The sequence below is a fragment of the Ochrobactrum sp. PL_is501 genome (assembly GCF_055816895.1).
Genome location: NZ_JBVPGR010000029.1, coordinates 171,143 through 197,794, shown reverse-complemented (window position 1 = coordinate 197,794; position 26,652 = coordinate 171,143). Strand labels below are relative to the sequence as shown.

Genomic DNA, 26,652 nt, shown 5'->3' with positions numbered 1-26,652 from the left:
GGGGGCGGCTGCGCCCTCCAAAGCGATCATCAGGGAGGTTCTTCGATGCGCAATATCGGACATTTCATCGGCGGCAAGCATGTGGCAGGCAAGAGCGGCCGCACGGCGGACGTCTTCCAGCCGCTCGATGGCTCGGTGCAGGCCAAGGTGGCGCTCGCCACCAAGGAAGAAGTGCGCGCCGCCGTCGAAAACGCCAAGGCGGCACAGCCGGCCTGGGCGGCGACCAACCCGCAGCGCCGGGTTCGCATCCTGCGCAAGTTCATCGAACTGGTCGAAGCCGAATATGACAGCCTCGCCGAACTCCTGGCCCGCGAACACGGCAAGACCATCGCCGACGCCAAGGGCGACATCCAGCGCGGCCTTGAAGTGGTGGAAGTCTGCCTCGGTGCGGCGCATATGCTGAAAGGCGAGTTCACCGACAATGCCGGTACTGGCATCGACACCTATTCCATGCGCCAGCCGCTCGGCGTCGTGGCAGGCATCACCCCGTTCAACTTCCCGGCCATGATCCCGCTGTGGAAGGCCGGCCCGGCGATTGCCTGCGGCAATGCCTTCATCCTGAAGCCGTCCGAGCGCGATCCGGGCGTGCCGATGCGCCTTGCCGAACTGTTCATGGAAGCCGGTCTTCCGGCAGGCATTTTCAACGTCGTCAACGGCGACAAGGAATCGGTCGATGCGCTGCTCGATGATCCCGACGTGCAGGCCATCGGCTTTGTCGGCTCCACGCCGATTGCGCAATATATCTATGGCCGCGGCTGCTCGAACGGCAAGCGCGTGCAGTGCTTCGGCGGCGCGAAGAACCATCTTCTCATCATGCCGGATGCCGACATGGACCAGACCGTCGACGCGCTTATCGGCGCAGGCTACGGTTCGGCTGGCGAGCGCTGCATGGCGATCTCGGTTGCGGTTCCGGTCGGTGAAGACACCGCCAACCGCCTGATGGAAAAGCTGATCCCGCGCGTCGAAGCGCTGAAGATCGGCACCTCCACCGACAATTCCGCCGATTATGGCCCGCTCGTCACCAAGGCAGCGCTCGACCGCGTGCGCGGCTATGTCGATCTCGGTGTGGAAGAAGGCGCGAAGCTGGTCGTCGATGGCCGTAACTTCAAGATGCAGGGCTATGAAGACGGCTTCTACATGGGCGGCTGCCTGTTCGACCACGTGACGCCCGACATGCGCATCTACAAGGAAGAAATTTTTGGCCCCGTCCTCTCGGTCGTGCGCGCCAAGAATTACGAGGAAGCGCTGGCCCTGCCGAACGACCATGAATATGGCAACGGCGTTGCGATCTTCACCCGTGACGGCGATGCGGCCCGCGATTTCGCCAGCCGCGTACAGGTCGGCATGGTCGGCATCAACGTGCCAATCCCGGTTCCGATCGCTTACTACACCTTCGGCGGCTGGAAGGCTTCCGGCTTCGGCGATCTCAACCAGCACGGCCCGGACGCATTCCGCTTCTACACCAAGACCAAGACCGTCACTTCTCGTTGGCCGTCCGGGGTTAAGGATGGGGCAGAGTTCGTCATCCCGACGATGAAGTAACCCCGGACGATTCCCTACGTTTGCGCGTCCTCGCTTCGCTGCGGGCGCGCGGCTGGGGTTAAGGACGGTGCGGAATTCGTCATCCCGACGATGAAGTAAGCATTGCGCCTGTCACCTCGTCCTTCGATGAACTCAGGATGAGGTGATTGGCAGCCTTACTGTCCCCCAAGCGAAACCCCGCCCTGTGGCGGGGTTTTTGTTTGTATCCGGGCATCAATAAGGGCGCAGAGTTGGTCATCATCGACAATGAAGCAGGCGGCATGGCGTCTGTCACCTCATCCTGAGGAGGCGCAAAGCGCCGTCTCGAAGGACGAGGTGAGGGCCCCACCGCCAATGCCCAACGTCATCTTGAGCCTATCAAGGGATCGAAGGAGGGCTGTGGGGCGAGCTTTCAGGGATGCAGGGGCGGAAATCCATGCCGTTCTGTCAGGGCAGCCAATATCTTGTGCGGGTCGGCAATCAGCGAACGCCCTTCATGCATGCCGGTCTCAAATTCGGAGCGGTCGCCATCCTTCACTATCAGCAGAGGCAGGCTTTGATTGTCCTCGCCGGCCAGCGCTATCACGCCCTTGCGCGGGCGCTGCCAGTCGATGCGCTCAATATCCAGACCGCTGCCCAGCGCCGGAAACGAAGCCAGCACGCCTTCGATAAGCGCGCAGTGCCAGCAATAGAATGTCTGGCCGGGATAAGCCGGATCTTCAAAACCGGGCTTCAAGAGAAAAAGCTTGTCCTGTTTCATGGCCGTTATCCCAAGGCTTGAGTAATTTGTAAAAGTGATGAAGCGCAAAAATCGCTGGTTTTGGAACAGCTTTCCAAGCCAGATGCCTGCAATCGATATATAGCTTGTTCCCGATTGCAAAAGCTCAACTTTTCCGTTTCACGCCCTAAATAAGCTCGAAGCCCGATCATCAGGAGTTCCGTTCATGAGCGAAAAGATCAATCGCCGCATCGTGCTGGCGTCCCGTCCCGAAGGTCGCCCCACAGCGGAAAACTTCCGGCTGGAGAAAGCGGCGATCCCCAGCCCCGGCGATGGCGAGGTTCTGCTGCGGCTGCGCTATCTGTCGCTCGACCCCTATATGCGCGGGCGCATGAGCGCGGCCAAATCCTATGCGGCGCCGGTGGCCATCGGCGATGTGATGGATGGCGGCACGGTCGGCGAAGTGGTTGAAAGCGGGAGCGCGGGCTTTGCTCCGGGCGATGTCGTGCTGTCCCATTCCGGCTGGCAGGATTACGCGGTCGCCGATGCCTCGACCTTGCGCAAGCTCGATCCGAAGGAAGCGCCGGTGACGACGGCGCTTGGCGTTCTCGGCATGCCGGGCTTTACCGCCTATTCGGGCCTCCTCACCATCGGCCAGCCGAAACCGGGCGAGACTGTCGTGGTGGCGGCGGCAACCGGCCCGGTCGGTTCTGCCGTCGGGCAGATTGCCCGGATGAAGGGCGCGCGCGCCGTCGGCATTGCAGGCGGGGCGGATAAGTGCAAGGCATTGACCGATGAGTTCGGCTTCGATGCGGCCATTGATCACCGCAGCCAGAATTTCGCGGCCGAACTGGCGCAAGCCTGTCCTGACGGCATTGACGTCTATTTCGAGAATGTCGGCGGCAAGGTTTTCGATGCGGTGTTTCCGCTTCTGAACCAGTTTGCGCGTGTGCCGGTCTGCGGCCTGATCGCGCAGTATAATCAAAGCGGGCCGTTCGACGGGCCTGATCGCCTGCCGCTGGTGATGCGGGATGTTCTGTCGAAAAGCCTCACCATTCGCGGTTTTATCCAGCGTGATTTCGCCGATCAGAGGCCAGCCTTCCACCACGACATGGTGAAGTGGATTGCCGATGGGCAGGTGCGCTATCGCGAAGATATTGTCGATGGGCTGGAAAATGCGCCGAAAGCCTTCATTTCCCTGCTGGAAGGCGGCAATTTCGGCAAGCTGATCGTGAAGCTTGCATGAGACTGCAATAAACTACTTGCAGAACGGCCTGTTGAGCGTGATGCTGTGCCCGTCAATTCAAACTGAAGCGCGTTTCGATCTCTTGAATCGGATCAGCGCTCCGGTCATTTGTTTTAACGCGCATCTGTTCTGAAAGCCGTTTCACACGTTTCGGGATGCGCTCCAAAGGCAGGCAGGGCATGGGCGAGCGCCAGCAGGCGGGCATAGGGGAAGGCGGCGGACCGGGGCGCGAGCGCCAGGAAGAGGCCCAGCGCATTCTTGACCGGCTGGAGCGCGAGCAGACCGGGGCCGAAGGCATTGTGCGGCGCGGTTTTTTCCGCACTACGCAACATCTGGCCGCCGCCGACGCCCCCGAAAATGATCCCATCGAGCTTTGGGCCACGCGCGTCGGGCGCGGGCTCGGCTTCCTCATCACGCTGGCGATCATCGTCTGGCTCATTTTCTATCTCATGCAAAGCTAGGTCCCCAATGACGCTTTCAGCGCCTTCGGATGCGACAACCGTTATTGTCATCTCAAGCCATGTCGTGCGTGGATCGGTCGGCAATCGGGCCGCCGTTTTCGCATTGGAAACGCTGGGTTTTCCCGTCTGGGCCGTGCCGACCGTGGTGCTGCCATGGCATCCGGGCCATGGCGTTCCGGGCGCTCCGGCTGGACGCATCGTGCCGCCGGCGGAAGAGTTTTCGCGGCTCATGCAGGATCTGCAGCGCGCGCCATGGCTTGGCGAGGTGGGCGCTGTCCTGACCGGCTATCTCGGCCATCCCGAGCAGGCGGCAGCCGTTGCCGAGCTGGTCAAGACCGTGAAGACGAAAAATCCGCAGGCCGTCTATCTCTGCGATCCGGTCATTGGCGACGAGAAAGGGCTCTATGTGCCCGAAGCGACGGCGATAGGCATCCGCGACAGGCTTTTGCCGCTCGCCGATATTGCGACGCCCAATCGGTTCGAGCTTTCCTGGCTGACCGGCGTGCCGCTCGAAGACAATGCCGCCCTGATGGAAGCGGCGCTGGAAGCCGGTCCGGCGACCATGCTGGTTACCTCGGCCTTTCCGCTGATGAGCGGCAGCATCGGCAATATTCTGCTGACGCCGACCATGGCGCTGATGGCCGAGCATCGCCGTGTCGAAGGCCCGACCAACGGTCTTGGCGACCTGACCTCGGCGGTGTTTCTGGCGCGGCGCCTTTCCGGCATGACCGAGGAAAAGATGCTGCAAAGCACAACCGCAGCGGTGTTCGAAATCATGGCGCGTTCGGCAAAGCGCGGGGCGGATGAGCTGATGCTGGAGGCCGATGCGTCGAGCCTTGCAACGCCCATGGCCATGGTGCAGACCCGACGGCTGGTGCATCCGACCAGGGGGTTGCGCGCCTGATGCAGACCGCCACCGTGTTCGCTGGCGTCGATGGCTGTCCCGGCGGCTGGGTCGCGGTGATCGGGGAGAGCGGGCGCTTGCGGGCCGAAGTGTTCGGCAGTTTTGCTGCATTGGCGGCGTCGCTGTCCGACAAGGCGATCATTGCTGTCGATATGCCGATCGGCTTGCCCGAAAAGGGCGTGCGTTCTGCGGAGCGGGCCGCGCGGGCGCATCTCGGCGAAAGACAGTCGAGCCTTTTTTCCATTCCGCCGCGTGCTGCCGTTTATGCTGCGGATTATCGCGAAAGCTGTTCCCTGTCGCTTGAACGAACCGATCCGCCACGCAAGGTTTCAAGGCAGGCTTTCGGGCTTTTCCCGAAGATTTGCGAGCTTGATGCCCTGTTGCGCCGCGATGCCGGGCTTGCAATGCGCGTCATCGAATCGCATCCCGAACTGGCTTTTGCCGCGCTGAATGGCATGAAGGCCATGTCGCTGCCCAAGAAGATCAAAGGCCGCGTAAACCCGCAAGGGCTGGCCGAGCGCCGGGCATTGCTACACCGCTGCGGACTGCCGGAGGATTTTTTGCAAAGTCCCGTTCCGCGCGGCGCCAGGGAGGATGACTTTCTCGATGCCTGCGCCATGTATCTCGTGGCCCGTCGCCATGCGCGTGGCGAGGCGCGTCCGTATCCCGGCCATGTGGAACGTGATGAGTTCGGTCTGCGCATGGCGATATGGGCTTGAGAAACACGCGTGAATGCGAGCGAAAACCTGCGTCCAATTCGACGCAGCCCGTTCAGTGCATTTCGATTGATCTCGCTTTTCGATAGGGATATTGGAAAAATATGGTTGATCTTCCAGACTCACTTCTCGCCGGTTATCGGACCTTCATGAGCGAGCATTTTGCCCATGAAACCTCACGATACCGCCATTTGGCCGACAAGGGACAATCACCGGAAACGCTGGTTATCGCGTGTTGTGATTCCCGTGCGGCTCCCGAAACCATCTTCAACACGGCGCCCGGCGAAATCTTCGTTCTGCGCAATGTTGCCAACCTCATTCCGCCCTACGAGCCCGATGGCGAATATCATGCCGCTTCCGCAGCGCTGGAATTCGCGGTTCAAAGCCTCAAGGTGAAGAATATTGTCGTCATGGGCCATGGCCGCTGCGGCGGCATCAAGGCGGCACTCGACACCGAAAGCGCGCCGCTTTCGCCGGGCGACTTCATCGGAAAATGGATGAGCCTGATCGCGCCCGCCGCCGAAGCTGTCAGCGGCAACCAGCTCATGACGCAGAGCGAACGCCAGACCGCGCTGGAGCGCATCTCCATCCGCTACTCCATCAACAATCTGCGCACATTTCCTTGCGTCGATATTCTGGAGAAGAAGGGCAAGCTTACCCTGCATGGCGCATGGTTCGATATTTCGACCGGCGAGCTGTGGGTGATGGATCATCAGACGGGTGATTTCAAACGTCCTGAGCCGGCCTGATCAAATATTCAAAAAGAGTGTTTTTGAACGGCTCCTTTCATGTCGAGAGGGGCCATTGCCTTATTTTTGCCATCAGAAATCGGGGATTTTCTTCCCAAAACGCGAAAAATCGCATCAGAACATGCAAAAATAGCCCCAAAATTTGGGGCTATTTTGTGAAGTCTGTGGCTTTTCCGTGGCAATTTCGAAGCGAAATTGCGGATAGCGGCATAGGAGCGGGATGATTTAAACTAAATCGTCTCCCGCTCTGAATTTTATTTGAGCATGATTTTATCCGAAAACCGGTTCCCAGTTTTCGGAATCATGCTCTAATTTCCGTCGATGGCCTTGCCCATGACGGCGATGGCGCGCTGGTAAACCGAAGCTGCATTCCAGCCCTGGATCGCACCGTAGTTCGGTTCGCCCGGCTGATAGCCCGCGCCGCGCCGCCAGCCGTGGCCGACGAGGAAATTCGCGGTCGAATGGAGCGCGTCCGCCTTGTTGCGCAGGTCGAAATGGCCGCCGCCCGAACCGCTGACACCGTATTTCAGGACGTTTGCCGGCATGAACTGGGTCTGGCCGACTTCGCCATGCATCGCGCCCACGGCCTGCGGGCTGAGATCGCCCTGATCGATGAGCTTGAGAGCGGCATAAAGCTGGCCGGTGAAGTATTCGGAACGGCGGCAGTCATAGGCCAGCGTTGCTACGGCGGACAGCGTGTGCTGCTTGCCGAGATAGGAGCCGAAGCCGGTTTCCATGCCCCAGATCGCGATCAGCGGGCCGGCCGGAACGCCATAGCGCTTTTCGATCGCGGCGAAGAGAGCGGCGTTCTGCTGCTTCTGGGCGCGGCCGCGCTTGATGATCGTATCGGCGCCGCGCTTCTTCATGAAGTCTTCGAAGGAGAGCTTGAAGCTCTTCTGATTGCGGTCGGCATTGATGGTGGCCTGCGCATATTTGGTGTTGGCCAGCGCGCCGAGGCCCGCCTTGCCAACGCCGCGCGACGGCGCTTCCTGGAGGGTCTGCTGGAGCCAGGCATTATAACCGGCGGCGTTATTGCCGCACTGGGCTGCCTCGGCAATGCCTGTTCCCGTCATCATGCCCATTGCAAGAACTGCTGCTGCCGTCCAAGTCCGGCCCTTGGCAACCAATGCCATTCGTTTCTCCTTTGGAGTTGATTCGACCTCAACGCGAATTTGCCATTCCTTACACCAAATGTCATGCGGCAACGACAACGCGCCGGAGGCATTTGCGAAATGCCGCGTTTACAAACATTTTTGCATCAAAACAGCAAGCTTTTGTTGGCTCCCAAACAGTGAGCGAAATTTTTCGCTTGGATGCTGTGGCTTTCATACCTATTGCTAATAGCGGGACTGGTAAAGAATATTTACCACCCAGGATACAATCGATTTTCAAGATTCGTGACATTGACGAGGGAGGACGCCACATGTCGAACGGATTTCTTGCGCTATTTGCGTTTCTGCCAATTCTCGTAGCCGGTGTAATGCTGGTTGGATTTCGTATTCAGGCCCGCATCGCGATGCCTGTTACCTATGCGCTGACCGTGGTGATCGCCATGGCGGTCTGGGGCATGAGCGGCAACCGGGTCATCGCCTCGACCATTCAGGGCCTGATCCAGACGGCGGGCCTGCTCTGGATCATTTTCGGAGCGATACTGCTTCTCAACACACTTAAATATTCCGGCGGCATTTCCGCAATCCGGTCGGGTTTTGCCCAGATCAGCCCGGACCGCCGCATCCAGGTGTTTCTGATTGCCTGGCTGTTCGGTTCGTTCATCGAGGGTGCGTCCGGCTTCGGCACGCCTGCCGCCGTTGTAGCGCCGCTGATGGTGGCTGTCGGGTTTCCGGCCCTTGCCGCCGTTACGTTCGGACTGATGATCCAGTCCACGCCGGTCTCGTTCGGGGCCGTCGGCACGCCGCTCATCGTCGGCGTTCAGTCGGGTCTCAATCGCGAGGCGCTGACGGCGCAATTGCAGGGCGTGGGGTCGGGCTGGGAACAGTTCTTCCATATCATCACATCGGAAGTGGCAATCCTGCATGCGCTGTGCGGCACGTTCATGCCGCTGTTTCTTGTGGTCGTCATGACCCGCTTCTTCGGGCGCAACCGCTCCTGGACGGAAGGCCTTGCCATTCTGCCCTTCGCGCTGTTCGCCGCCTTCTCGTTCACCATCCCTTATGTGCTGAGCGCGGTTTTCCTCGGCGCGGAGTTTCCGTCCATGATCGGCGGTCTCGTCGGTCTGGCGCTCGCGACATTCGCAGCGCGCGCCGGTTTTCTCATGCCGAAGCAGAACTGGGATTTTCCGCCCGCTTCGGAATGGCCTGCGAGCTGGCTCGGCAGCGTCGAAATCAAGCTCGATGAACTGACCTCGAAGAAAATTCCGCTGGCATTGGCATGGACGCCCTATGTGCTTCTGGCGATTTTCCTTGTCGTCAGCCGCACATTCCCGTCGGTGGGCAATGCGCTCAAATCGATCACCTTCGTTGCCAAGGACATCATGGGTGAAGCCGGGGTAGGCGGCGATTTCTCGCCGCTTTTCCTGCCGGGCGGCCTTCTGGTCATTGTCTGCGTGATCACCTTCTTCCTGCATCGCATGAATGGCGGGCAGTTTGCCAAGGCTTTCGGGGAAAGCACCAAGACGCTGGTGGGGGCGGGCTTCGTGCTGCTGTTCACCGTGCCGATGGTGCGCGTCATGATCAATTCCGGCGTCAACGGCAAGGAACTGGCCAGCATGCCACTGATGGTGGCCGACTGGGTGGCGACGGAAGTCGGAAATGTCTATCCGTTCTTCGCCCCCTCGGTCGGTGCGCTGGGTGCGTTCCTTGCAGGCTCCAACACGGTATCGAACCTCATGCTCAGCCAGTTCCAGTATGGCGTGGCGGAAGGGCTCGGCATTTCCGGTGCGCTGATGGTTGCCGGTCAGTCGGTCGGTGCCGCAGCCGGCAACATGATCGCGATCCACAACGTGGTTGCGGCTTCGGCGACCGTCGGCTTGCTGGGGCGTGAAGGCACCACAATGCGCATGACCATCATCCCCACGATCTATTACGTGGTGCTGGCGGGAACCCTGCTGATGATCGGCCTCTATGTGCTGGGCATCGGCGATCCGCTGGCTGGTGTGGCGGCACAATAAAAGCAATCGAACCTAAACCGGCCCGGTTTGTTTTAGGGGCGCATCCCGAAAAGCGTGAAACGGTTTTCGGAACAAGATGCGCCCGAGGCAAACCGGGCCGGTTTCAGTGTATTGCGGGCCTTTTGCTTGACATTGCAGGCTGTTCGCCTTAAAGCCTGCTCCAATCTATCCGCGATCTTCAGAACGCGAGCCACCGACCGGGACCCATCATGGTATAAAGCGATCCCGGAGGTCCACATCCGACAGCGCGATGCGCCCTCGGGTGCTGTACCGCTTTGGTTGCTTCTTGAACTGGCAGAGCCACGGGACGATTTATCCCTGACGAAGCATAAGCCTCTTCTCGGATTAAAAGGAAATTCGATGTTTGAATCACTTCAGGAGCGTCTTGGCTCCATCCTGAACGGCCTGACCGGACGCGGCGCTCTTTCCGAGGCCGACGTGACGGCGGCGCTGCGCGAAGTGCGCCGCGCGCTGATCGAGGCCGATGTCTCGCTGGAAGTGGTTCGCTCCTTCACCGACAAGGTGCGGGAAAAGGCCGTTGGCGCTGAAATCCTGAAAAGCATCAAGCCCGGCCAGATGGTCGTCAAGATCGTCCATGACGAACTTGTCGAAATGCTCGGCACCGAAGGCGTTTCCATCGACCTGAACGCGCCTGCGCCCGTCGTCATCATGATGGTCGGCTTGCAGGGTTCCGGTAAGACGACCACCACGGGCAAGATCGCCAAGCGCCTGACCGAGCGCCAGCGCAAGAAGGTGCTGATGGCGTCGCTCGATACGCGCCGTCCGGCCGCGCAGGAACAGCTTCGCCAGCTTGGCATCCAGACCGGCGTCGACACGCTGCCGATCATTGCCGGCCAGTCGCCGGTGGAAATCGCCAAGCGCGCCGTGCAGGCCGCAAAGCTTGGCGCGCATGACGTGGTCATTCTCGATACCGCAGGCCGCACGCATATCGATGAGCCGCTGATGGTGGAGATGGCGGATATCCGCAAGGCCGCCAATCCGCATGAAATCCTGCTTGTTGCCGACAGCCTGACCGGTCAGGACGCCGTCAATCTGGCGCGCAATTTCGACGACCGCGTCGGCATTACCGGCATTGTGCTCACCCGTATGGATGGCGACGGACGCGGCGGTGCCGCCCTTTCCATGCGCGCCATCACCGGCAAGCCGATCAAGCTGATCGCCACCGGCGAAAAGATGGATGCGCTTGAGGAGTTTTATCCCAAGCGTATTGCAGACCGTATTCTCGGCATGGGCGACATTGTTTCGCTGGTCGAAAAAGCTGCCGAAAACATCGACGCGGAAAAAGCCGCCGCGATGGCCAAGAAGATGCAGTCGGGCAAGTTCGATCTCAACGATCTTGCCGATCAGCTGGGGCAGATGAAGAAGCTTGGCGGCATGGGCGGCATCATGGGCATGATGCCGGGCATGGCAGGCATGAAGGACAAGGTGGCAGCCGCCGGTCTCGACGACAAGGTGTTCGACCGCCAGCTCGCCATCATCGGTTCCATGACCAAGGCCGAGCGCGCCAATCCCGACATTCTCAAGCACAGCCGCAAGCAGCGCATCGCCAAGGGTTCCGGCACGAGTGCCGCCGACATCAACAAGCTTCTCAAGATGCATCGCCAGATGGCCGACATGATGAAAGTCATGGGCAAGGGCAAGGGCGGAATGATGAAGCAGATGATGGGCGGACTTGCCAGCAAGATGGGGCTGGGTGGTCTGGGTGGAGGAATGGGCATGCCCGATCTCTCCAAGATGGACCCCAAGCAGCTTGAGGCGCTTGCCAAGCAGGCGGAAGCAGCGGGCCTGACGAAAGGCGGCGGCTTGCCGGGGCTTCCCGGCGGCGGTCTTCCGGGCGGTTTGCCCGGTCTGGGCGGGCCCAAGCTTCCCGGTCTCGGTGGCGGCCTTCCGGGTCTGCCGAAGAAGAAGTGAGCATCATGAGCGACGAACAGAACACTGCACCGGCTGAACTTCTGGCATTGCGCGCTTCCATCGACAATATCGATGCGGCGTTGATCCATATGCTGGCCGAGCGTTTTCGCTGCACGAAGGCTGTTGGCGTTCTGAAGGCTGAACGCGGTCTGGCGCCCGCCGATCCGGCTCGCGAAAAGCGTCAGGTGGAACGTCTGCGCGCGCTTGCAGTCGATGCCCATCTCGATCCCGATTTCGCCGAAAAATTCCTGAACTTCATCGTGAAGGAAGTCATTCGGCATCATGAGCATACCGCCGCCAATCACGGTGGGAAACAATAGCTATCTCGATAGCTTAACCCGTTTTGTCCCGGCCATCCCCCGGGCGAAGCAATTGTCTAAAGGAAAGAAAAAATGTCTCTGAAGATTCGTCTGGCCCGCGCTGGCTCCAAGAAGCGTCCTTACTACCACATCGTCGTTGCCGACGTCCGCAGCCCGCGTGACGGCCGCTTCATCGAAACCGTTGGCGCATGGAACCCGATGCTGGCCAAGGACGCTGAACGCGTGAAGCTCGACGCCGACCGCATCCAGCATTGGATTGCACAGGGCGCACAGCCGACCGACCGCGTTCTGCGCTTCCTCGACCAAGCTGGCCTTGCAAAGCGTCCGGCCCGCAGCAACCCGACCAAGGGTGAGCCGGGCAAGAAGGCCCAGGAACGTCTGGCCATGGCCAAGCAGGCTGAAGAAGAAGCCGCTGCAAAGGCTGCCGAAGCTGCTGCAGCCGCCGCAGAAGCTGCTGCTGCTCCGGCTGAAGAAGCTGCAAGCGAATAATTTTTTCGCGCAGTTTTGCGTTTTGAGAAAGCGGCGGAGCAATCCGTCGCTTTTTCTTTTTAACCAGTCATTTTGAATGGGCTGGACGCGCCGCCAAAATCGCTTATCTTCTTGATTTGACGGCTCGCATTTGCGTGAACGCGTATGTGCGGGTGACGAGTTTGTTTCCCCGGCGCTTGGCAAAGCGCTCTTTTCAGGAGAAGTCCATGTCGGCTGCGACCGTTGCCACTTCTTTCTCTTTTCGCCGTATTTTCATCGCTCTTGGTCTCATCGTTCTGGTTCCGCTGCTCTCCGCATGCGGTTTCAACACGATCCCCACCAATGAGGAAAAGGCGAAAGCCGCCTGGAGCGAGGTGCAGAACCAGTATCAGCGCCGCGCCGATCTCGTGCCCAATCTGGTCGAGACCGTGAAGGGCTATGCCGCCCACGAAAAGGAAACCCTGCAAGCCGTGATCGATGCGCGCGCCAAGGCGACGCAGGTGCAGATCACGCCTGAAACGCTGAACAATCCCGAGCTGTTCAAGCAGTTTCAGGATAATCAGGCCAACCTGACCAGTGCGCTGTCGCGCCTGATGGTGGTGGTCGAGCGCTATCCAGACCTGAAAGCCAACCAGAACTTCCTTGCTTTGCAGTCGCAGCTTGAAGGCACCGAAAACCGCATTGCCGTCGCACGGCGCGACTATATCGAGGCGGTTCGTGTCTACAACACGTCGCTGCGCACCATGCCGACGATGATCTGGACATGGATCTGGTATCGCGATGCACAGCCCATGCAGAGCTTCAGCGCCGATGCGGGCAGCCAGGCCGCGCCCAAAGTCAACTTCAACTGACGGCGCGATTTATGGCGCGTGCGGCACTCTTGCGTGATCGTCGCGGTCTTGGCTGGCCGGGGGGCTGGCTGGGCTGGCTGGGCTGGCCGCGACATTTGCTTGCGCTCGCATTCCTGATTTTTTCGAGCGTTCTGGCGCCGAACAATGCGCTGGCGCAGGACGCGCCGAAGCCGGCGCAGGCACTGACAGGCCGCGTGGTGGATGCGGCAGAGATCATCGATCCGGCTGAGCGCCAGCAACTGACGCAGAAACTTGCCGATTTCGAAGCGAAGTCCTCCGATCAGGTGGTCGTGGTGACGGTGCCAAGTCTCAATGGCGAAGACATCGAAACCTATTCCAACCGTCTGTTCCGCGCCTGGGCGCTGGGGCAGAGGCAAGAAAACAACGGCATTTTGCTGGTGGTTGCGCCCAACGACCGCAAGGTGCGCATCGAGGTCGGCTATGGTCTCGAAGGCGTCATGACCGATGCGCTTTCAAGCGTCATCATCAATGGCACCATCATTCCGGAATTCCGCACCGGCAATTATTCGAACGGCATCGTGCAAGGCGTGGACGGCATCCTTTCGGTGCTTTCCGGCGATGCGGCGGAGCTTGAAGCACGGGCGAAGCGCAATGTGCAGTCAAGCTCGGACGATGTCGACTGGGTGTTCGTCGTCTTCATCACCTTCTGGTGCCTGATCTTCTTCGGCGGTTTCGGCATGGCGATCCTGACGCCGGTTTTTGGCCGCAAGATCGGGCCGGGCAAATATCAGTGGCTCGGCATGGTCGTGGATTACAACAATCGCGGCGGCGGCTCTGGTGGCAGGGGTGGCGGCAGCTGGGGCGGCGGTGGTGGCTGGTCGTCCGGCGGGGGAGGCGGCGGTTTCTCCGGCGGTGGCGGCTCATCGGGTGGCGGCGGCGCCTCGGGCAGCTGGTAGGGAGACGCAACGATGAAGCATCACACGCAGATTGGCGCCGAGGACCATGCCCGCATTGCCGAGGCGATCCGCAAGGCGGAAGCCGAGACCAGCGGGGAAATCTACGCCGTCCTGGCGCGCTCCAGCGACGATTATTTCTTCGCGGCAGGCTTTGTCGCGACCTGCGGCATTCTGCTGGCATCGGTTGTCGTGGCGTTTCTCGCGCACTGGTACTGGTTCGATATCCGCCTGCCCATGTTTGGACTGGCGGTGCTGGCGGCGTTTCTGACCGCAATGCTGGTGCTCTGGTTCTTTCCGCCAATCCGCATGCTGCTGGTGCCGCGCCGCATCCGCTACAAACGCGCGCATCTCAATGCCGTGCAGCAGTTTCTGGCGCGCAATGTGCATATTACGGAGCACCGCACCGGCATTCTGCTTTTCGTCTCCATGGCCGAACATTATGCCGAGGTGATCGCCGATGCGGGCATCAATGCGCGTGTCGAACAGGAACAGTGGAACGCGATCGTCGCGACGCTCACCCATCATGCCTCGCGGGCGCAGGTGGCCGAGGGTTTCGTGCTGGCAATCGGTCAGGCCGGGCTTTTGCTGGAGAAGCATTTCCCGGCAGGCCCGGACAATATCAACGAGCTGGACGATCACCTGATCGAGTTATGAGAGCCGTTCGATTCCGTCAGAATCATCTGCAACTTTAGTCTTAGAATAAGGCGAAACCCGCCTGCGGCTTCGCCCTTCTGACGGGTTTCCAGCGGGTTGTGGAGAAATCCACCGGCATAATCCGAAATTTCGCAGGAAGTTTTCGAAGTTTTGTTCCAAATTAAATGGATTAAATGCTGTTTTTCTGACTTTCCGGGAAATTTTTCGTTATTTTCAGCGAATTGCCATCGAAACCGATGCCTAATCTGCTAGTTTGGCGCGCATTGCCATCATGACAGGAGTATCCGACGTGACTGCAAAGCAGGATCGGTCGAGCAAGGTTAAAGGTTCCAAGGCAAGCAAGGAGGAGAAGAAGGGAGGAAGTTCGAAGGCGCTTACGGCCTTCTCGCAGCTTCTCTTCGAATGGGCGCCGCCAGAAGATCTGGCCGCTTACGATGCTGCCGCTCTCGACAGTTCGGCCCGTCACGGCTATGCCGCGCTGGAATCCTGGCGCAAGGGCAAGAGCATCATCAGCGTCGATAACGGTATCGAACGCCAAGGTCGCCCGGTGAGCGTCATCACCATCGTCAATGACAACATGCCGTTCCTGCTCGACTCCATCATGGGTGAGCTGAACGATCATGCCGGCCAGATTTTCATGGTCGTGCATCCGGTGCTGGATATTGCACGCGAGAAGGACGATCTCGTCATTCTCGGCGAAGCATCGCAGCTTGCGCCTGCCAAGGGTGTTGAGCGCGTCAGCCTGGTACAGATTCATCTTCCTGCCCTCGACAAGCAGGTCAAGGCCGACCTGACCGCCGCCATCAAGCGCGTGCTCGGGCAGGTTCGCTCCGCCGTCAGCGACTGGAAGCCGATGCTGAAGCGCCTCGACGGCGCCATCGCCGATTACAAGCGCGTTTTTGAAATGACGAACGATCCGGCCATGCCGGAAGCAATCGCGTTTCTGGAATGGCTGCGCGACGACCGTTTCATCTTCCTCGGCCTGCGCGAACTGACCTTCAAGGGCAAGGGCGACAAGCGCGAACTGGTCCCGGTCAGGGAAACGCTCGGCATCCTCAACGATCACGAGGTCCGCGTCCTGCGCAAGGATGGCGACGACACCGTGACGCCGCGCGAGGTGACGGAATTCCTCGACAGCAGCGAACCGCTCATCGTCACCAAGGCGAATTCGCTTTCGCTGGTGCATCGCCGCTCCTATCTCGATTATGTCGGCGTGAAGATTTTCGGCGAGAAGGGCGAGGCCATCGGCGAACTGCGCCTGGTCGGCCTCTTCACCTCGGTCGCCTATACGAGCTCGGTTGCTGGCATTCCGTTCATCCGCTCCAAGGCCGATGCGGTCATCAAGCATCTGGGCTTCAACCGCGAGGACCATTCGGGCAAGGCGCTCATCAATGTGCTGGAAGAATATCCGCGCGACGAGCTTTTCCAGATCGATGTGGAAAGCCTCACGGCCAATGCCGAACTGATCCTGGCGCTCGGCGAACGCCCGCGCGTGCGCGCCGTGCCGCGTCTCGATCGCTTTGGCCGTTTCGCCACGGTACTGGTCTATATCCCGCGTGACCGCTACGACTCGGTCGTGCGCGAGAAGATCGGCCATTATCTGGTCGACGTCTATGGCGGCGACAGCTTTGAATTCCATCCGGTCTTCCTGCAAAACGGCCTGACCCGCGTTCAGTTCGTCATCCGCCGTCATGAACGCTCCACGCCGCATGTGGACCGGGAAGCGCTGGAAGCTGAAGTGCGCGCCATCGTCCGCACCTGGGACGACGCGGTGCGTGAAAGCTCGGACAGCGCCGAGGCAAAGACCGTTGCGCTTGCCGCGAGCTTCCCGCCGTCCTATCGCGAAATCTTCACGGCGCCGGAAGCGCTGGTCGATGCGGAACGCATCGCGGGCCTCAGCGCAGAAGCTCCGCTTTTCGTGGATTTCTATCGTTATCGCACCGATGGTCCGGACGCGGTTTCGCTGAAAATCTATCATCACGGCGCGCCGGTTGTGCTGTCGCAGCGCGTGCCGCTTCTGGAAAACATGGGCTTCCGTGTCGTCAGCGAGCAGACCATCGACCTGCCAAATGCGGGCAAGGACGGCGCCACCGTCTATCTGCACGACATGCAGCTTGTGAATGCCTATGGCGCAGCCGTCGATCTTTCCGACGATGGCGAGATGCTGGAAGATGTGTTCCGCAATGTCTGGGACGGTCTGGCCGACAATGACGGCTATAACGCGCTGGTGCAGACCGCGCGCCTGAGCGCACGCCAGATCATGATCCTGCGTTCCTATGGCCGTTATCTGCAACAGGCAGGCATTGCCTATTCGCAGAGCTTCATCGCGGCAGCGCTGAACCGTTATCCAGAAATCGCCAGCGATCTCTATGCGCTGTTCGACCTGCGCTTCAACCCGTCGGCCAAGCGCCGCGATGCGGCTGAAAAGAAGCTGGTCGACGGTATTGAAACCGCGCTCCTGGGCGTGCCGAGCATCGATGACGACCAGATATTGCGCCGTTTCCGCAATCTGATCGAAGCGACGCTGCGCACCAATGCTTACCAGCCGGATGCCGACGGCAAGCCGCGCGTCACCTTCGCCTTCAAGCTTGATCCGCGTCTGGTCGACGGCCTGCCGGACCCGCGCCCCTATCGCGAAATCTTCGTCTATGGGCCGGAAGTGGAAGGCGTGCACCTGCGCTTCGGCGCTGTCGCTCGCGGCGGCCTGCGCTGGTCGGACCGCGCACAGGATTATCGCACCGAAGTGCTGGGTCTCGTGAAGGCGCAGCAGGTCAAGAACGCGGTGATCGTGCCGGTTGGCGCCAAGGGCGGCTTCTATCCGAAGCGCCTGCCGGTCGGCGGCGACCGCAATGCGGTTTTCGAAGCCGGTCGCGATGCCTATAAGGTGTTCATCTCCACGCTTCTGTCGGTCACCGACAATATCGAGGACAATCATGTCGTGCCGCCGACGGAAGTCGTGCGTCATGACAATGACGATCCTTATTTCGTCGTTGCCGCCGACAAGGGCACGGCCACCTTCTCCGATACGGCCAATGCCATCAGCCAGGCGCATGATTTCTGGCTGGACGATGCCTTCGCATCCGGCGGTTCCGCCGGTTACGACCACAAGGGCATGGGCATCACCGCGCGCGGCGCGTGGGAAGCCGTGAAGCGGCATTTCCGCGAGCTCAACATGGATATCCAGACCGAGCCTTTCACGGTTGCCGGTGTGGGCGACATGTCGGGCGACGTGTTCGGCAACGGCATGCTGCTTTCCGAGCAGATTCGTCTGGTGGCGGCATTCGACCATCGCGATATCTTCATCGATCCGAACCCGGTTCCGGCGGATGGCTATGCCGAGCGCAAGCGCCTGTTCGAACTGCCGCGTTCGAGCTGGCAGGATTATGACCGTTCCAAGCTTTCGGCTGGCGGCGGCATCTACAGCCGCAGCCAGAAGACGATTACGCTCTCACCGGAAGCCGCCGAAGTCATCGGCCTTGGCAAGACCTCCGGCACGCCGCAGGAAATCATGACGGCGATCCTGAAGTCGAAGGTCGATCTCCTCTGGTTTGGCGGTATCGGCACCTATATCCGCTCGTCCGCCGAAACGGATGCGCAGGTCGGCGACCGCGCCAATGATGCCATCCGCATCACCGGCTCGGAAGTCGGCGCACGGGTGATCGGCGAAGGGGCAAATCTTGGCGTAACCCAGCGCGGACGCATCGAATATGCGCTGTCGGGCGGTCGCGGTAATACGGACGCCATCGACAATTCGGCAGGCGTCAACTGCTCGGACGTCGAGGTCAACATCAAGATCGCGCTGGCTGCCGCCATGCGTTCGGGCAAGCTCAAGCGCCCGGCGCGCGACAAGCTCCTGGTCAGCATGACCGACGATGTATCGGAACTCGTTCTGCGCAACAATTACCTGCAACCGCTGGCCTTGTCGCTCAACGAAAGGCAGGGGCTCGCAGAACTGCCCTATCAGGCCCGCTTCATGGCTGAGCTGGAAGCCCGCAAGCTTCTCGACCGCAAGGTGGAGAACCTGCCGTCCGACGCCATGCTGATCGAGCGCCAGAAGGCTGGCCAGCCGCTGACGCGCCCGGAACTGGCGGTCCTGCTGGCTTATGCCAAGCTGTCGCTCTGTGACGATCTGGTGGCGAGCCAGCTTCCGGACGAGCCTTACTTCCAGTCGCTGCTGCTGGATTATTTCCCGAAGCGCATGGTGAAGACCTATGCCGAGGAAATCTCCGGCCATCGTCTGCGCCGTGAAATCGTCGCCACCCTGTTGGCAAACGATGTCATCAATCGCGGCGGCATCACCTTCATCAGCCGTCTGGCCGATACGACGGGCAAGTCGCCTGCCGATATCGTCCGCGCCTATGTGGCGGTGCGTGACGGTTTCGATATCGACACGATCTATGATGCCATCGATGCGCTCGACAACAAGGTGCCGGGCGATGTGCAGAACCAGTTCTATCATCTGGTCGGCGAAATGCTGCAGGCGACGACGGCCTGGGTGCTGCGCAACGACACGACCCGCGCCAACCTGACGGAGCTGGTGGATACGATCACCCGCGCCCGTGCCGAACTGGAGCCGCGTTTCGACGGCCTGATGCCGGAATATCTGAAGAGCGCGCTTCAGACCGACAAGGCCGCTTTCGTGGAAATGGGCGCGCCGGAAAAGCTGGCAGGGCGTCTTGCCAATCTGCAGCTAGCAGGCATCATGCCGGACATTGCGCTGATCGCGCATCTGGCCGGTGCTGACCGCGTGGTCACCGCCAAGACCTATTTCGGTGTTTCGGAAGCGTTCCGCATCGGCCGCATCGAGGAAGCCGCCCGCGCTATCCCCGTCACGGATTATTATGACGGGCTGGCGCTGTCGCGGGCAAGCGATACGATCACGCAGGCCGCACGCGGCATCACCATTGCGGCGCTCAAGCGCTTTGCCAAGGAGAAGGACCCGGCGGCAGCCTGGTTTGCAGCCGATGGCGCGCGCATCGAGCAGGTGAAGAGCCGCATGGTGGCGCTGACGGAAGGTGGCGATCTGACCGTTTCGCGACTGGCGGTTGCGGCGGGTCTGATGTCCGATCTTGCGCAGTAAAACAACCCGAGAATAGTCTCATGGAAGGGCGGCTTCGGCCGCCCTTTTTCATTATCCTGCGCAAAACCGTTTCACACTTTTGCTGGAAATGCTCTAATATGATTTGGGCCTGAAATTCATCCGACACATTGAAGGAACGACGCAGCCTTGGCTGGGCTGGCCTGCGCGCATCTGCCTGAAAATTGGAGCTGAAAATCGGAGCCGGTTTTCGCAAAGCATTGTGTGCAGATGTATCGCGTTGGAGTGGTCTTTATACGCCAAAAGGCGCACGGTGCTCTATCGTCAAAAGCAGCTTCGGGCGTGGGGGGAAGGAAAGAGTAATTGAGCGATCAGCTTGTGGCTGCCCGCAGCCATGCCTCACGGCGTGGCATATGGGGCTGGATATTCTTCGACTGGGCGGCGCAGCCGTTCTTTACCGTCATTGTTACCTTTATTTTCGGTCCGTATTTTATTTCCCGCATGGCGGATACTCCGGAAGCGGGGCAGATTGCCTGGGGATATGGTCTTGCCGCAGCCGGTTTCGTGATCGCCATTCTGTCGCCCGTTCTGGGGTCGATTGCCGACAAGACCGGTTCGCGCAAGCCCTGGATCGCCTTCTTTGCCGTTTTGAAGATCGTGGGCCTGATGACGCTGTGGTTTGCAGTGCCGGGTGCAAGCCTGTTCTGGGTGCTTCTGGCTTTCAGCATGGCAATGGTTTCGGCGGAATTTTCCATCGTCTTCAACGATTCCATGATGCCGCGGGTTGTCCCCGGCGGTGAGATCGGCAAGGTTTCCAACCTGGCCTGGGGGCTTGGCTATCTGGGCGGCGTTCTGGTGCTCATCTTCGTGGTGGTTTTTCTGGCTGCATCGCCGGATACGGGCAAGACGCTGATCGGGCTTCCGCCGCTCTTCGGCCTCGATCCAGCCAGCGGAGAAGATGCCCGAATCACCGGGCCTATCGCGGCGCTGTGGTATCTTGTTTTCATCATGCCGATGTTCCTGTTCACGCCTGACCAGGCGCGCGGACAGCCGCTGCGTCAGGCAATCGGCAGCGGTCTGGCTGAACTCAGATCGACGCTGGGGGAAGTGCGAAAGCGTCCGGGCATTGCCCGCTTTCTTGCCGCGCGCCTTGTCTATCAGGATGGGCTCAACGCCATTGTGACGCTGGGCGCCGGTTATGCCGCTTCGTTGTTTGACTGGAGCATCAACGAAATCGGGCTCTTCGGCATGATTACCAATGTGACGGCCATCCTGAGCTGCCTCGTTGTGGCGCGCCTCGACACCAGGATCGGCTCAAAAGTCATCGTGATTGGATCGCTGGTGCTGTTGCTCGCGGCTTCATTGGGCATCGTTTCCACCCAAACGGATTCCCTGCTGTTCGGCCTTGTGCCGGTCAGCTATCCAGAGGTGAGGGGACTGTTCTCGACTGTTTCGGAACAGGCATTTCTCGTTTACGGGCTGACGATTGGCGTGGCGCTCGGGCCGGTGCAGGCATCTGCCCGTTCGTGGTTTGCCCGCAGCATCAGGCCGGAGGAATCGGGCCGCTATTTCGGCATCTATGCGCTGGCTGGCCGCGCGACGAGCTTTCTCGGACCGTTTCTGGTGGCGACCATCACCGCTCTCAGCGGTTCCGCAGCACTCGGCATGTCGGTGCTGTTGCTGTTCTTTGCCGTTGGACTCTATCTGGCGGCCATAACGCCTTATCCAGCCGACCAGCCGCGTGCGTCCGGCCCGCTGTGACGGGCCGGATGATTATATTACTCGATCCAGCCGAGTGAACGCTGCACGGCCTTTTCCCACGAGCGGAACAGGCGCGTGCTTTCCTCGGCTGACATGCGCGGGTGCCAGCGATGGCCCACTTGCCAGTTCTCGATAATGTCCTGCGTGGATTTCCAGTAGCCGACGGCAAGCCCGGCGGCGTAGGCGGCGCCCAGCGCCGTCGTCTCGATGATTTTCGGGCGCACGACCGGCACGTCCAGAATATCGGACTGAAACTGCATGAGAAGCTCGTTGACCGTCATGCCGCCATCGGCGCGCAGTTCCGTGATCTCGACGCCGGAATCCTTCACCATCGCATCCAGCACTTCGCGTACTTGATAGGCGCTTGCCTCGAGGGCTGCGCGCGCAATGTGGCCCTTGTTGGCGAAGCGGGTGAGACCGGCAATGATGCCGCGCGCCGAATCCTGCCAGTGCGGCGCAAAGAGGCCGGAAAAGGCCGGGACGAAATAGACGTCGCCATTGTCTTCGACGGTGCGGGCCAGCGTTTCGATGTCGCCGCTGTTCCTGATGATGCCGAGATTGTCGCGTAGCCACTGCACCAGAGCGCCGGTGATGGCGATGGAACCCTCCAGCGCATAGACCGGCTTCGCACCGTCGAGCTTGTAGGCAACCGTGGTCAGCAGGCCGTAATTGGAGGGCACCAGTTTCTCGCCGGTGTTCATCAGCATGAAGCAGCCGGTGCCATAGGTATTCTTGGCTTCGCCCGGTTCCAGGCAGGCCTGACCGAAGAGCGCCGCCTGCTGGTCGCCCAGAATGCCTGCAAGCTTGATGCCGGAAAGCGCGGGCAAGGTGATCTCGCCATAGACTTCGCTCGAAGAGCGGATTTCCGGCAGGCAGGCTGATGGAATATCGAACAGGCGAAGAATAGCTTCGTCCCATTCCAGCGTCGAAAGATCCATAAGCTGGGTGCGGGAGGCATTGGTCACGTCGGTGATGTGAATGCCGCCCTCAGTGCCGCCGGTGAGATTCCAGACCAGCCATGTGTCGATGGTGCCGAAAAGCGCATCGCCCCTTTCAGCCTTTTCACGCGCACCCGGAACGTGATCGAGGATCCAGCGCAGCTTGAGGCCGGAAAAGTAAGTGGAAATTGGCAGGCCCGTCTTTTCGCGCAAGCGGTCCGCGCCGCCCTCCTTGGTGTAACGGGCGACCAGCTCGTCGGTGCGCGTATCCATCCAGACGACCGCATTATAAAGCGGCGCGCCGGTCTTCCGGTCCCAGAGCAAGGTGGTCTCACGCTGGTTGGTGATGCCGACGGAAGCGATATCGCTTGCCTTCAACTTTGCCTTCTTGAGTGCAGCCGCAATGACATGCTGCGTGTTCCGCCAGATTTCCACCGGATTGTGCTCGACCCAGCCCGCTTTGGGGTAAATCTGCTCGTGTTCGCGCTGGTCGCTGGCGACGATATCGCCCTGCCTGTCGAAAATGATGAAACGCGAACTCGTGGTTCCCTGGTCGATGGAACCGATAAACTGCGTCATGGGGCGGGCTCCTCCAAATCTGTTCGAAACGAATGTAAACGAAAGAATATGAAACTCAAAATAGAGCATTTCCAGCAAAAGTGCGAAGCGGTTTTGCGTAGGATAATGCGAAAAAACAAAGAGATAGATTGGTTCCGGGATTCCGCTAGGATCAGAACCGATCTAAACGAAGGCCCCGGAACGGTTGGTTCCGGGGCCTCTATAAATCTGTGGTTTACAAGGATTTAGTGGCGGAAGTGACGCATGCCGGTCATCACCATGGCAATGCCATGTTCGTCGGCGGCGGCGATCACTTCGTCGTCCCGCATGGAGCCGCCCGGCTGGATGACGGCGGTTGCGCCAGCCTGAACTGCGGACAGCAGACCGTCTGCGAACGGGAAGAACGCATCGGAAGCGACCACGCAGCCCTTGGTGAGCGGCTCTGCAAGACCGGCTGCTTCGGCTGCATCTTCGGCCTTGCGGGCTGCGATGCGGGCGGAATCGACCCGGCTCATCTGGCCTGCGCCAATGCCAACCGTTGCGCCATCCTTCACATAGACGATGGCGTTCGATTTCACATGCTTGCCAACGCGGAAGGCGAATTTCAGGTCGTTGAGTTCGGCTTCGGTCGGGGCGCGCTTGGTGACGACTTTCAGATCAAGGTCATCGACCACGCCATTGTCGCGCGACTGGACCAGCAGGCCACCGGCAACCGTCTTGGCGGCAATGCCCTTGGCGCGCGGGTCCGGCAGACCGCCGGTCACCAGCAGGCGCAGGTTCTTCTTGGCTGCGACGATGGCCTGTGCACCTTCGGTGGCATCCGGCGCGATGATGACTTCGGTGAAGATCTTCACGATCTCTTCGGCTGCTTCCTCATCGAGCGTCTTGTTGAGCGCAACGATGCCGCCAAAGGCTGAAACTGGATCGCAGGCGAGCGCCTTGAGATAGGCTTCCTTGATCGTGGAAGCTTCCGCGACACCGCACGGATTGGCGTGCTTGATGATGGCGACGGCTGCGGTGCGGGCGGGATCAAACTCGGCCACCAGCTCGAAAGCCGCATCGGTGTCGTTGATGTTGTTGTAGGAAAGCTGCTTGCCCTGAAGCTGGGTCGCGGTGGCGACGCCGGGGCGCTTTTCGCCGGTGAGATAAAAGCCAGCCGTCTGGTGCGGATTTTCACCGTAGCGCATGACGGAGTGCAGCTTGCCTGCGACCGAGCGATATACCGGCGTTTCTTCGTTGATTGCCTCGGCAAACCAGTTGGAAATGGCCGCATCATAAGCTGCCGTGCGCGAAAAGGCCTTGGCGGCAAGCTTTTTACGGAAGGCGAGCGGCAGGGAACCGGAGTGCTTTTCCAGTTCGGCCACCACGTCGGCATAGTCGGCAGGGTCAACGACCGTTGCGACATAGGCGTGGTTCTTGGCGGAAGCGCGGATCATCGCCGGGCCGCCAATGTCGATGTTCTCGACGGTGGTGTCGTAGTCGCCGCCCTGGAAGCGGACTTCCTCGAACGGATAGAGATTGATGACGGCCAGATCGATGCCGCCAATGCCGTGTGCTTCCATGGCCGCAACGTGTTCCGGGTCATTGCGCACGGCGAGCAGGCCGCCGTGGACTGCCGGATGCAGCGTCTTGACGCGCCCGTCCATGATTTCCGGGAAGCCGGTGACTTCGGACACGTCCTTCACCGGAATGCCTTCTGCGGCAATCGACTTGGCGGTGCCGCCGGTCGAGAGGATTTCGACGCCTTGCGCATGAAGCGCCTTGGCGAAATCGATCAGGCCGGTCTTGTCGGAAACGGAAAGGAGGGCGCGGCGCACCCGATGAAGATCGGGAGCGGGAATATGCTTGGAGCTGACAGCCATAGGGAGTTGGTCTCTTCGTTGCTGAAACGGATGCGTTCAGGAAAGTGGACGGCTCGCCCTAACACAGCCGCGCCGAGAATCCTACCGCAAAAGACCAATTTGAACTTTATACGTAACTGCCAAGCGCGACGCGGCTGAACTGCCAGTTCACTTCCGGCAGGTCGGACGCCGGAAAGGAGAGCACGATCTGTTTCGATGTCACGGGACCGCGGAAGCCTGCAAAGAAGATCGAATCTTCCAGTTGCGGCGCAACTTCAAAGCAGGAAAAGACCCAGGTGTCGTCGCGATCCGCTGACAGGACGATCAATCCGTTCTCATCGAAGGAAATATCGACCGAGGGATGCAGGTGGAAGCGCACGGCAATATTGTCGCGCCCGTTGGCCTTCAATGGACGGCCATCGCCGCGATAGAAGCGGTCGGCGCCCTGGATGACGCTGCCATTATGCGACAGCACGAGGCGACGTTCGTGATAGATGCCGAACAGGCGCGCATAGCCGTCATGGCTGGCAACAAATCCCTGCCGCCCCATTTCCTCGATCCGGTCGCGCTGCACGCGAGTCGGGCCTGCAATGATCGGCGTGCCGATCATATTGGAAAGGCCCGCATTGAGGCTGAAACGGCACGAGGACGTGTCGTTGATGGTGACGGTGGAGTGCGCAGCCGTCGAACGGCCCAAGGGACGAAATTCCGGCGGGCCGAAACGGTCGATGCCGGAATTGACGATATAGCGCTGGCGCCCGGAGGACATTTCAAAGGCGAGGCAACCCGCATGGGCATCCCGCGATGCGGTCACCGGCGGCGGCAGTCCGGTATCGGCGATGATGGTGGTGGACCCCATCGAAAGCCGTTCATAGCCGGAATAGGGCGCATGGGTCAGCGGCGATCCGGCGGTCTCGTCGTGCCGCAGAACCGAGATGATGCGTTCCGGCATGGTGGGGCCGACGCCATTGAAAAGCGCAAGGCTGCCATCCTGATGACGGAAGAAACGCAGCGCAGGCAACATGCGCTCAACGGCTTCGATCAGCGCCTTGGGCGGCGATTCGGTGCCGTTGGCATAGGTCTGGCGGAGCGGCAGAAGATCGGCCAGAAGTTCCAGCACCGTAACGGGATTGCGCGAGATGTGCCCGCCATCGGGCAGGATCTGGCGCTTCAGCTCATATTCCAGATTGCGGCGCGCGGCGCGTGCCGTCGGCGGCGAAACTGGCAAGGCAAGCGCTGCGAAGGCAAGAGCGATGCGGGCGCGCAAGCGTTCCTCGCCGTCATCCATGGCGGCGGCGACGGTGCGCAGGTAACGCACCTGCATGGCGAGCGAGCGCATGAACTTGCGATAGGCGGGAAGTTCGGCGCCCGACAAAATGAGATTGGAATGCTGCAGCCAGGCGATGATGCGCTGGGCGGTGACTTCCGGCGACCAGGCAAGACCGCCGATGCGCTTGCCGAACATGCGCATCCAGTCATCGACGAGCGCGCGCGCATTGGCGGTTGCCAGTTCGCTGTTGGCGCTTTTCAGATGACGCAGCCAGCCGAAACTCTGGAGGGCTGCCTCCCATTCCGGAGTCGGCGGCTCGACGGCGAAGGGCGACAATCCGCCGGTTTCGACAAGACGACCGGCCAGCGCGAAGCGGCCATGATAGAATTCCTGCGCCAGTTGCGGGTCGGCGACGCGCAGGTCGGGCGGGGCGATCAGAATGCGGTCCGGGGTAAAGCCGGTGAAGCGCCAGCGATAAAGCGGTCCCATGCGCAGACGGCGGCTGAACTTGCGCCACGCCTGTGCAACGGCCAGTCCCCAGAGGTGAGGGGTTTCGCTGAGGGCGACTGCCACCCGGTTTTTCTCCGTATCGTTTGTCATTATGCTGCGGCCAAATCGAACAGCCGATGTCCTTTGATACAATTGTACTGAAATGGTGAATC

The 26,652-nt window shown here is 60.4% G+C and carries 20 protein-coding genes; 15 read left to right on the top strand and 5 right to left on the bottom strand.

Annotated elements, in window-relative coordinates:
- Positions 1–45: 45 nt before the first annotated feature.
- Positions 46–1,542: a CoA-acylating methylmalonate-semialdehyde dehydrogenase gene (locus AC0TOF_RS04855; RefSeq protein WP_104757415.1), complete on the top strand. Its 1,497-nt coding sequence runs from the start codon at positions 46–48 to the stop codon at positions 1,540–1,542.
- Positions 1,543–1,933: 391 nt separating this feature from the next.
- On the opposite strand, the gene AC0TOF_RS04850 is transcribed toward AC0TOF_RS04855, so the two are convergent.
- Entirely contained in the window at positions 1,934–2,281 is a 348-nt protein-coding gene (locus AC0TOF_RS04850; RefSeq protein ID WP_122003409.1) for a DUF3088 domain-containing protein, read from the bottom strand.
- Between the two features lie 184 nt (positions 2,282–2,465).
- Between AC0TOF_RS04850 and AC0TOF_RS04845 the strand changes: the two genes are divergently transcribed.
- The 5 genes from AC0TOF_RS04845 to AC0TOF_RS04825 all read left to right on the top strand — a co-directional run bounded on the left by AC0TOF_RS04845 (position 2,466) and on the right by AC0TOF_RS04825 (position 6,315).
- Positions 2,466–3,485, top strand: coding sequence for an NADP-dependent oxidoreductase (locus tag AC0TOF_RS04845; RefSeq protein ID WP_473767383.1), 1,020 nt, complete (start codon positions 2,466–2,468; stop codon positions 3,483–3,485).
- 179 nt (positions 3,486–3,664) lie between these two features.
- The gene (locus tag AC0TOF_RS04840) at positions 3,665–3,946 is read left to right on the top strand and encodes a hypothetical protein (protein WP_121987122.1); all 282 of its coding nucleotides are present in this window, start codon (positions 3,665–3,667) and stop codon (positions 3,944–3,946) included.
- 7 nt (positions 3,947–3,953) lie between these two features.
- The gene (gene pdxY, locus AC0TOF_RS04835) at positions 3,954–4,850 is read left to right on the top strand and encodes a pyridoxal kinase PdxY (protein ID WP_122003401.1); all 897 of its coding nucleotides are present in this window, start codon (positions 3,954–3,956) and stop codon (positions 4,848–4,850) included.
- Positions 4,850–5,569 (top strand): DUF429 domain-containing protein, encoded by a 720-nt coding sequence (locus AC0TOF_RS04830; protein WP_473767382.1) that lies wholly within the window; start codon positions 4,850–4,852, stop codon positions 5,567–5,569. Before pdxY ends, AC0TOF_RS04830 begins: the two co-directional genes overlap by 1 nt.
- A 101-nt stretch (positions 5,570–5,670) precedes the next feature.
- A complete protein-coding gene (locus tag AC0TOF_RS04825; RefSeq protein WP_122003403.1) occupies positions 5,671–6,315 on the top strand; it encodes a carbonic anhydrase in 645 nt (214 codons plus the stop codon).
- A 308-nt stretch (positions 6,316–6,623) separates the two neighbouring features.
- Here the strand turns inward: AC0TOF_RS04825 and AC0TOF_RS04820 are convergent, their stop codons facing one another.
- Positions 6,624–7,448, bottom strand: coding sequence for a lytic murein transglycosylase (locus AC0TOF_RS04820; RefSeq protein WP_122003404.1), 825 nt, complete (start codon positions 7,446–7,448; stop codon positions 6,624–6,626).
- 290 nt (positions 7,449–7,738) lie between these two features.
- On the opposite strand from AC0TOF_RS04820, the gene AC0TOF_RS04815 reads away from it, so the two are divergent.
- The 9 genes from AC0TOF_RS04815 (at position 7,739) to AC0TOF_RS04775 (ending at position 21,383) form a co-directional block, all read left to right on the top strand.
- Entirely contained in the window at positions 7,739–9,442 is a 1,704-nt protein-coding gene (locus AC0TOF_RS04815; protein ID WP_122003405.1) for an L-lactate permease, read from the top strand.
- A 360-nt stretch (positions 9,443–9,802) separates the two neighbouring features.
- On the top strand, positions 9,803–11,374 hold the full coding sequence (ffh, locus tag AC0TOF_RS04810; protein ID WP_473767381.1) for a signal recognition particle protein: 1,572 nt from the start codon (positions 9,803–9,805) through the stop codon (positions 11,372–11,374).
- Between the two features lie 5 nt (positions 11,375–11,379).
- The gene (locus AC0TOF_RS04805) at positions 11,380–11,694 is read left to right on the top strand and encodes a chorismate mutase (RefSeq protein WP_122003410.1); all 315 of its coding nucleotides are present in this window, start codon (positions 11,380–11,382) and stop codon (positions 11,692–11,694) included.
- A gap of 72 nt (positions 11,695–11,766) precedes the next feature.
- Positions 11,767–12,183, top strand: coding sequence for a 30S ribosomal protein S16 (rpsP, locus tag AC0TOF_RS04800; protein ID WP_021588087.1), 417 nt, complete (start codon positions 11,767–11,769; stop codon positions 12,181–12,183).
- Positions 12,184–12,389: 206 nt separating this feature from the next.
- Complete coding sequence (locus AC0TOF_RS04795; RefSeq protein ID WP_122003408.1) at positions 12,390–13,013, top strand: LemA family protein; 624 nt, start codon at positions 12,390–12,392, stop codon at positions 13,011–13,013.
- 11 nt (positions 13,014–13,024) lie between these two features.
- Positions 13,025–13,930, top strand: coding sequence for a TPM domain-containing protein (locus tag AC0TOF_RS04790; protein WP_473767380.1), 906 nt, complete (start codon positions 13,025–13,027; stop codon positions 13,928–13,930).
- A 12-nt stretch (positions 13,931–13,942) separates the two neighbouring features.
- The gene (locus AC0TOF_RS04785) at positions 13,943–14,584 is read left to right on the top strand and encodes a TPM domain-containing protein (protein WP_473767379.1); all 642 of its coding nucleotides are present in this window, start codon (positions 13,943–13,945) and stop codon (positions 14,582–14,584) included.
- Between the two features lie 289 nt (positions 14,585–14,873).
- Positions 14,874–19,664, top strand: coding sequence for an NAD-glutamate dehydrogenase (locus AC0TOF_RS04780; protein ID WP_473767412.1), 4,791 nt, complete (start codon positions 14,874–14,876; stop codon positions 19,662–19,664).
- Between the two features lie 321 nt (positions 19,665–19,985).
- Positions 19,986–21,383, top strand: a complete 1,398-nt coding sequence (locus AC0TOF_RS04775) for an MFS transporter (protein WP_473767378.1) — start codon at positions 19,986–19,988, stop codon at positions 21,381–21,383.
- 17 nt (positions 21,384–21,400) lie between these two features.
- On the opposite strand, the gene glpK is transcribed toward AC0TOF_RS04775, so the two are convergent.
- The 3 genes from glpK to AC0TOF_RS04760 form a co-directional block, all read right to left on the bottom strand.
- A complete protein-coding gene (gene glpK, locus AC0TOF_RS04770) occupies positions 21,401–22,900 on the bottom strand; it encodes a glycerol kinase GlpK (RefSeq protein ID WP_473767377.1) in 1,500 nt (499 codons plus the stop codon).
- Positions 22,901–23,124: 224 nt separating this feature from the next.
- Positions 23,125–24,741, bottom strand: coding sequence for a bifunctional phosphoribosylaminoimidazolecarboxamide formyltransferase/IMP cyclohydrolase (gene purH / locus AC0TOF_RS04765; RefSeq protein ID WP_121986177.1), 1,617 nt, complete (start codon positions 24,739–24,741; stop codon positions 23,125–23,127).
- Positions 24,742–24,847: 106 nt separating this feature from the next.
- The gene (locus tag AC0TOF_RS04760) at positions 24,848–26,590 is read right to left on the bottom strand and encodes a heparinase II/III family protein (RefSeq protein WP_473767376.1); all 1,743 of its coding nucleotides are present in this window, start codon (positions 26,588–26,590) and stop codon (positions 24,848–24,850) included.
- Positions 26,591–26,652 lie beyond the last annotated feature (62 nt).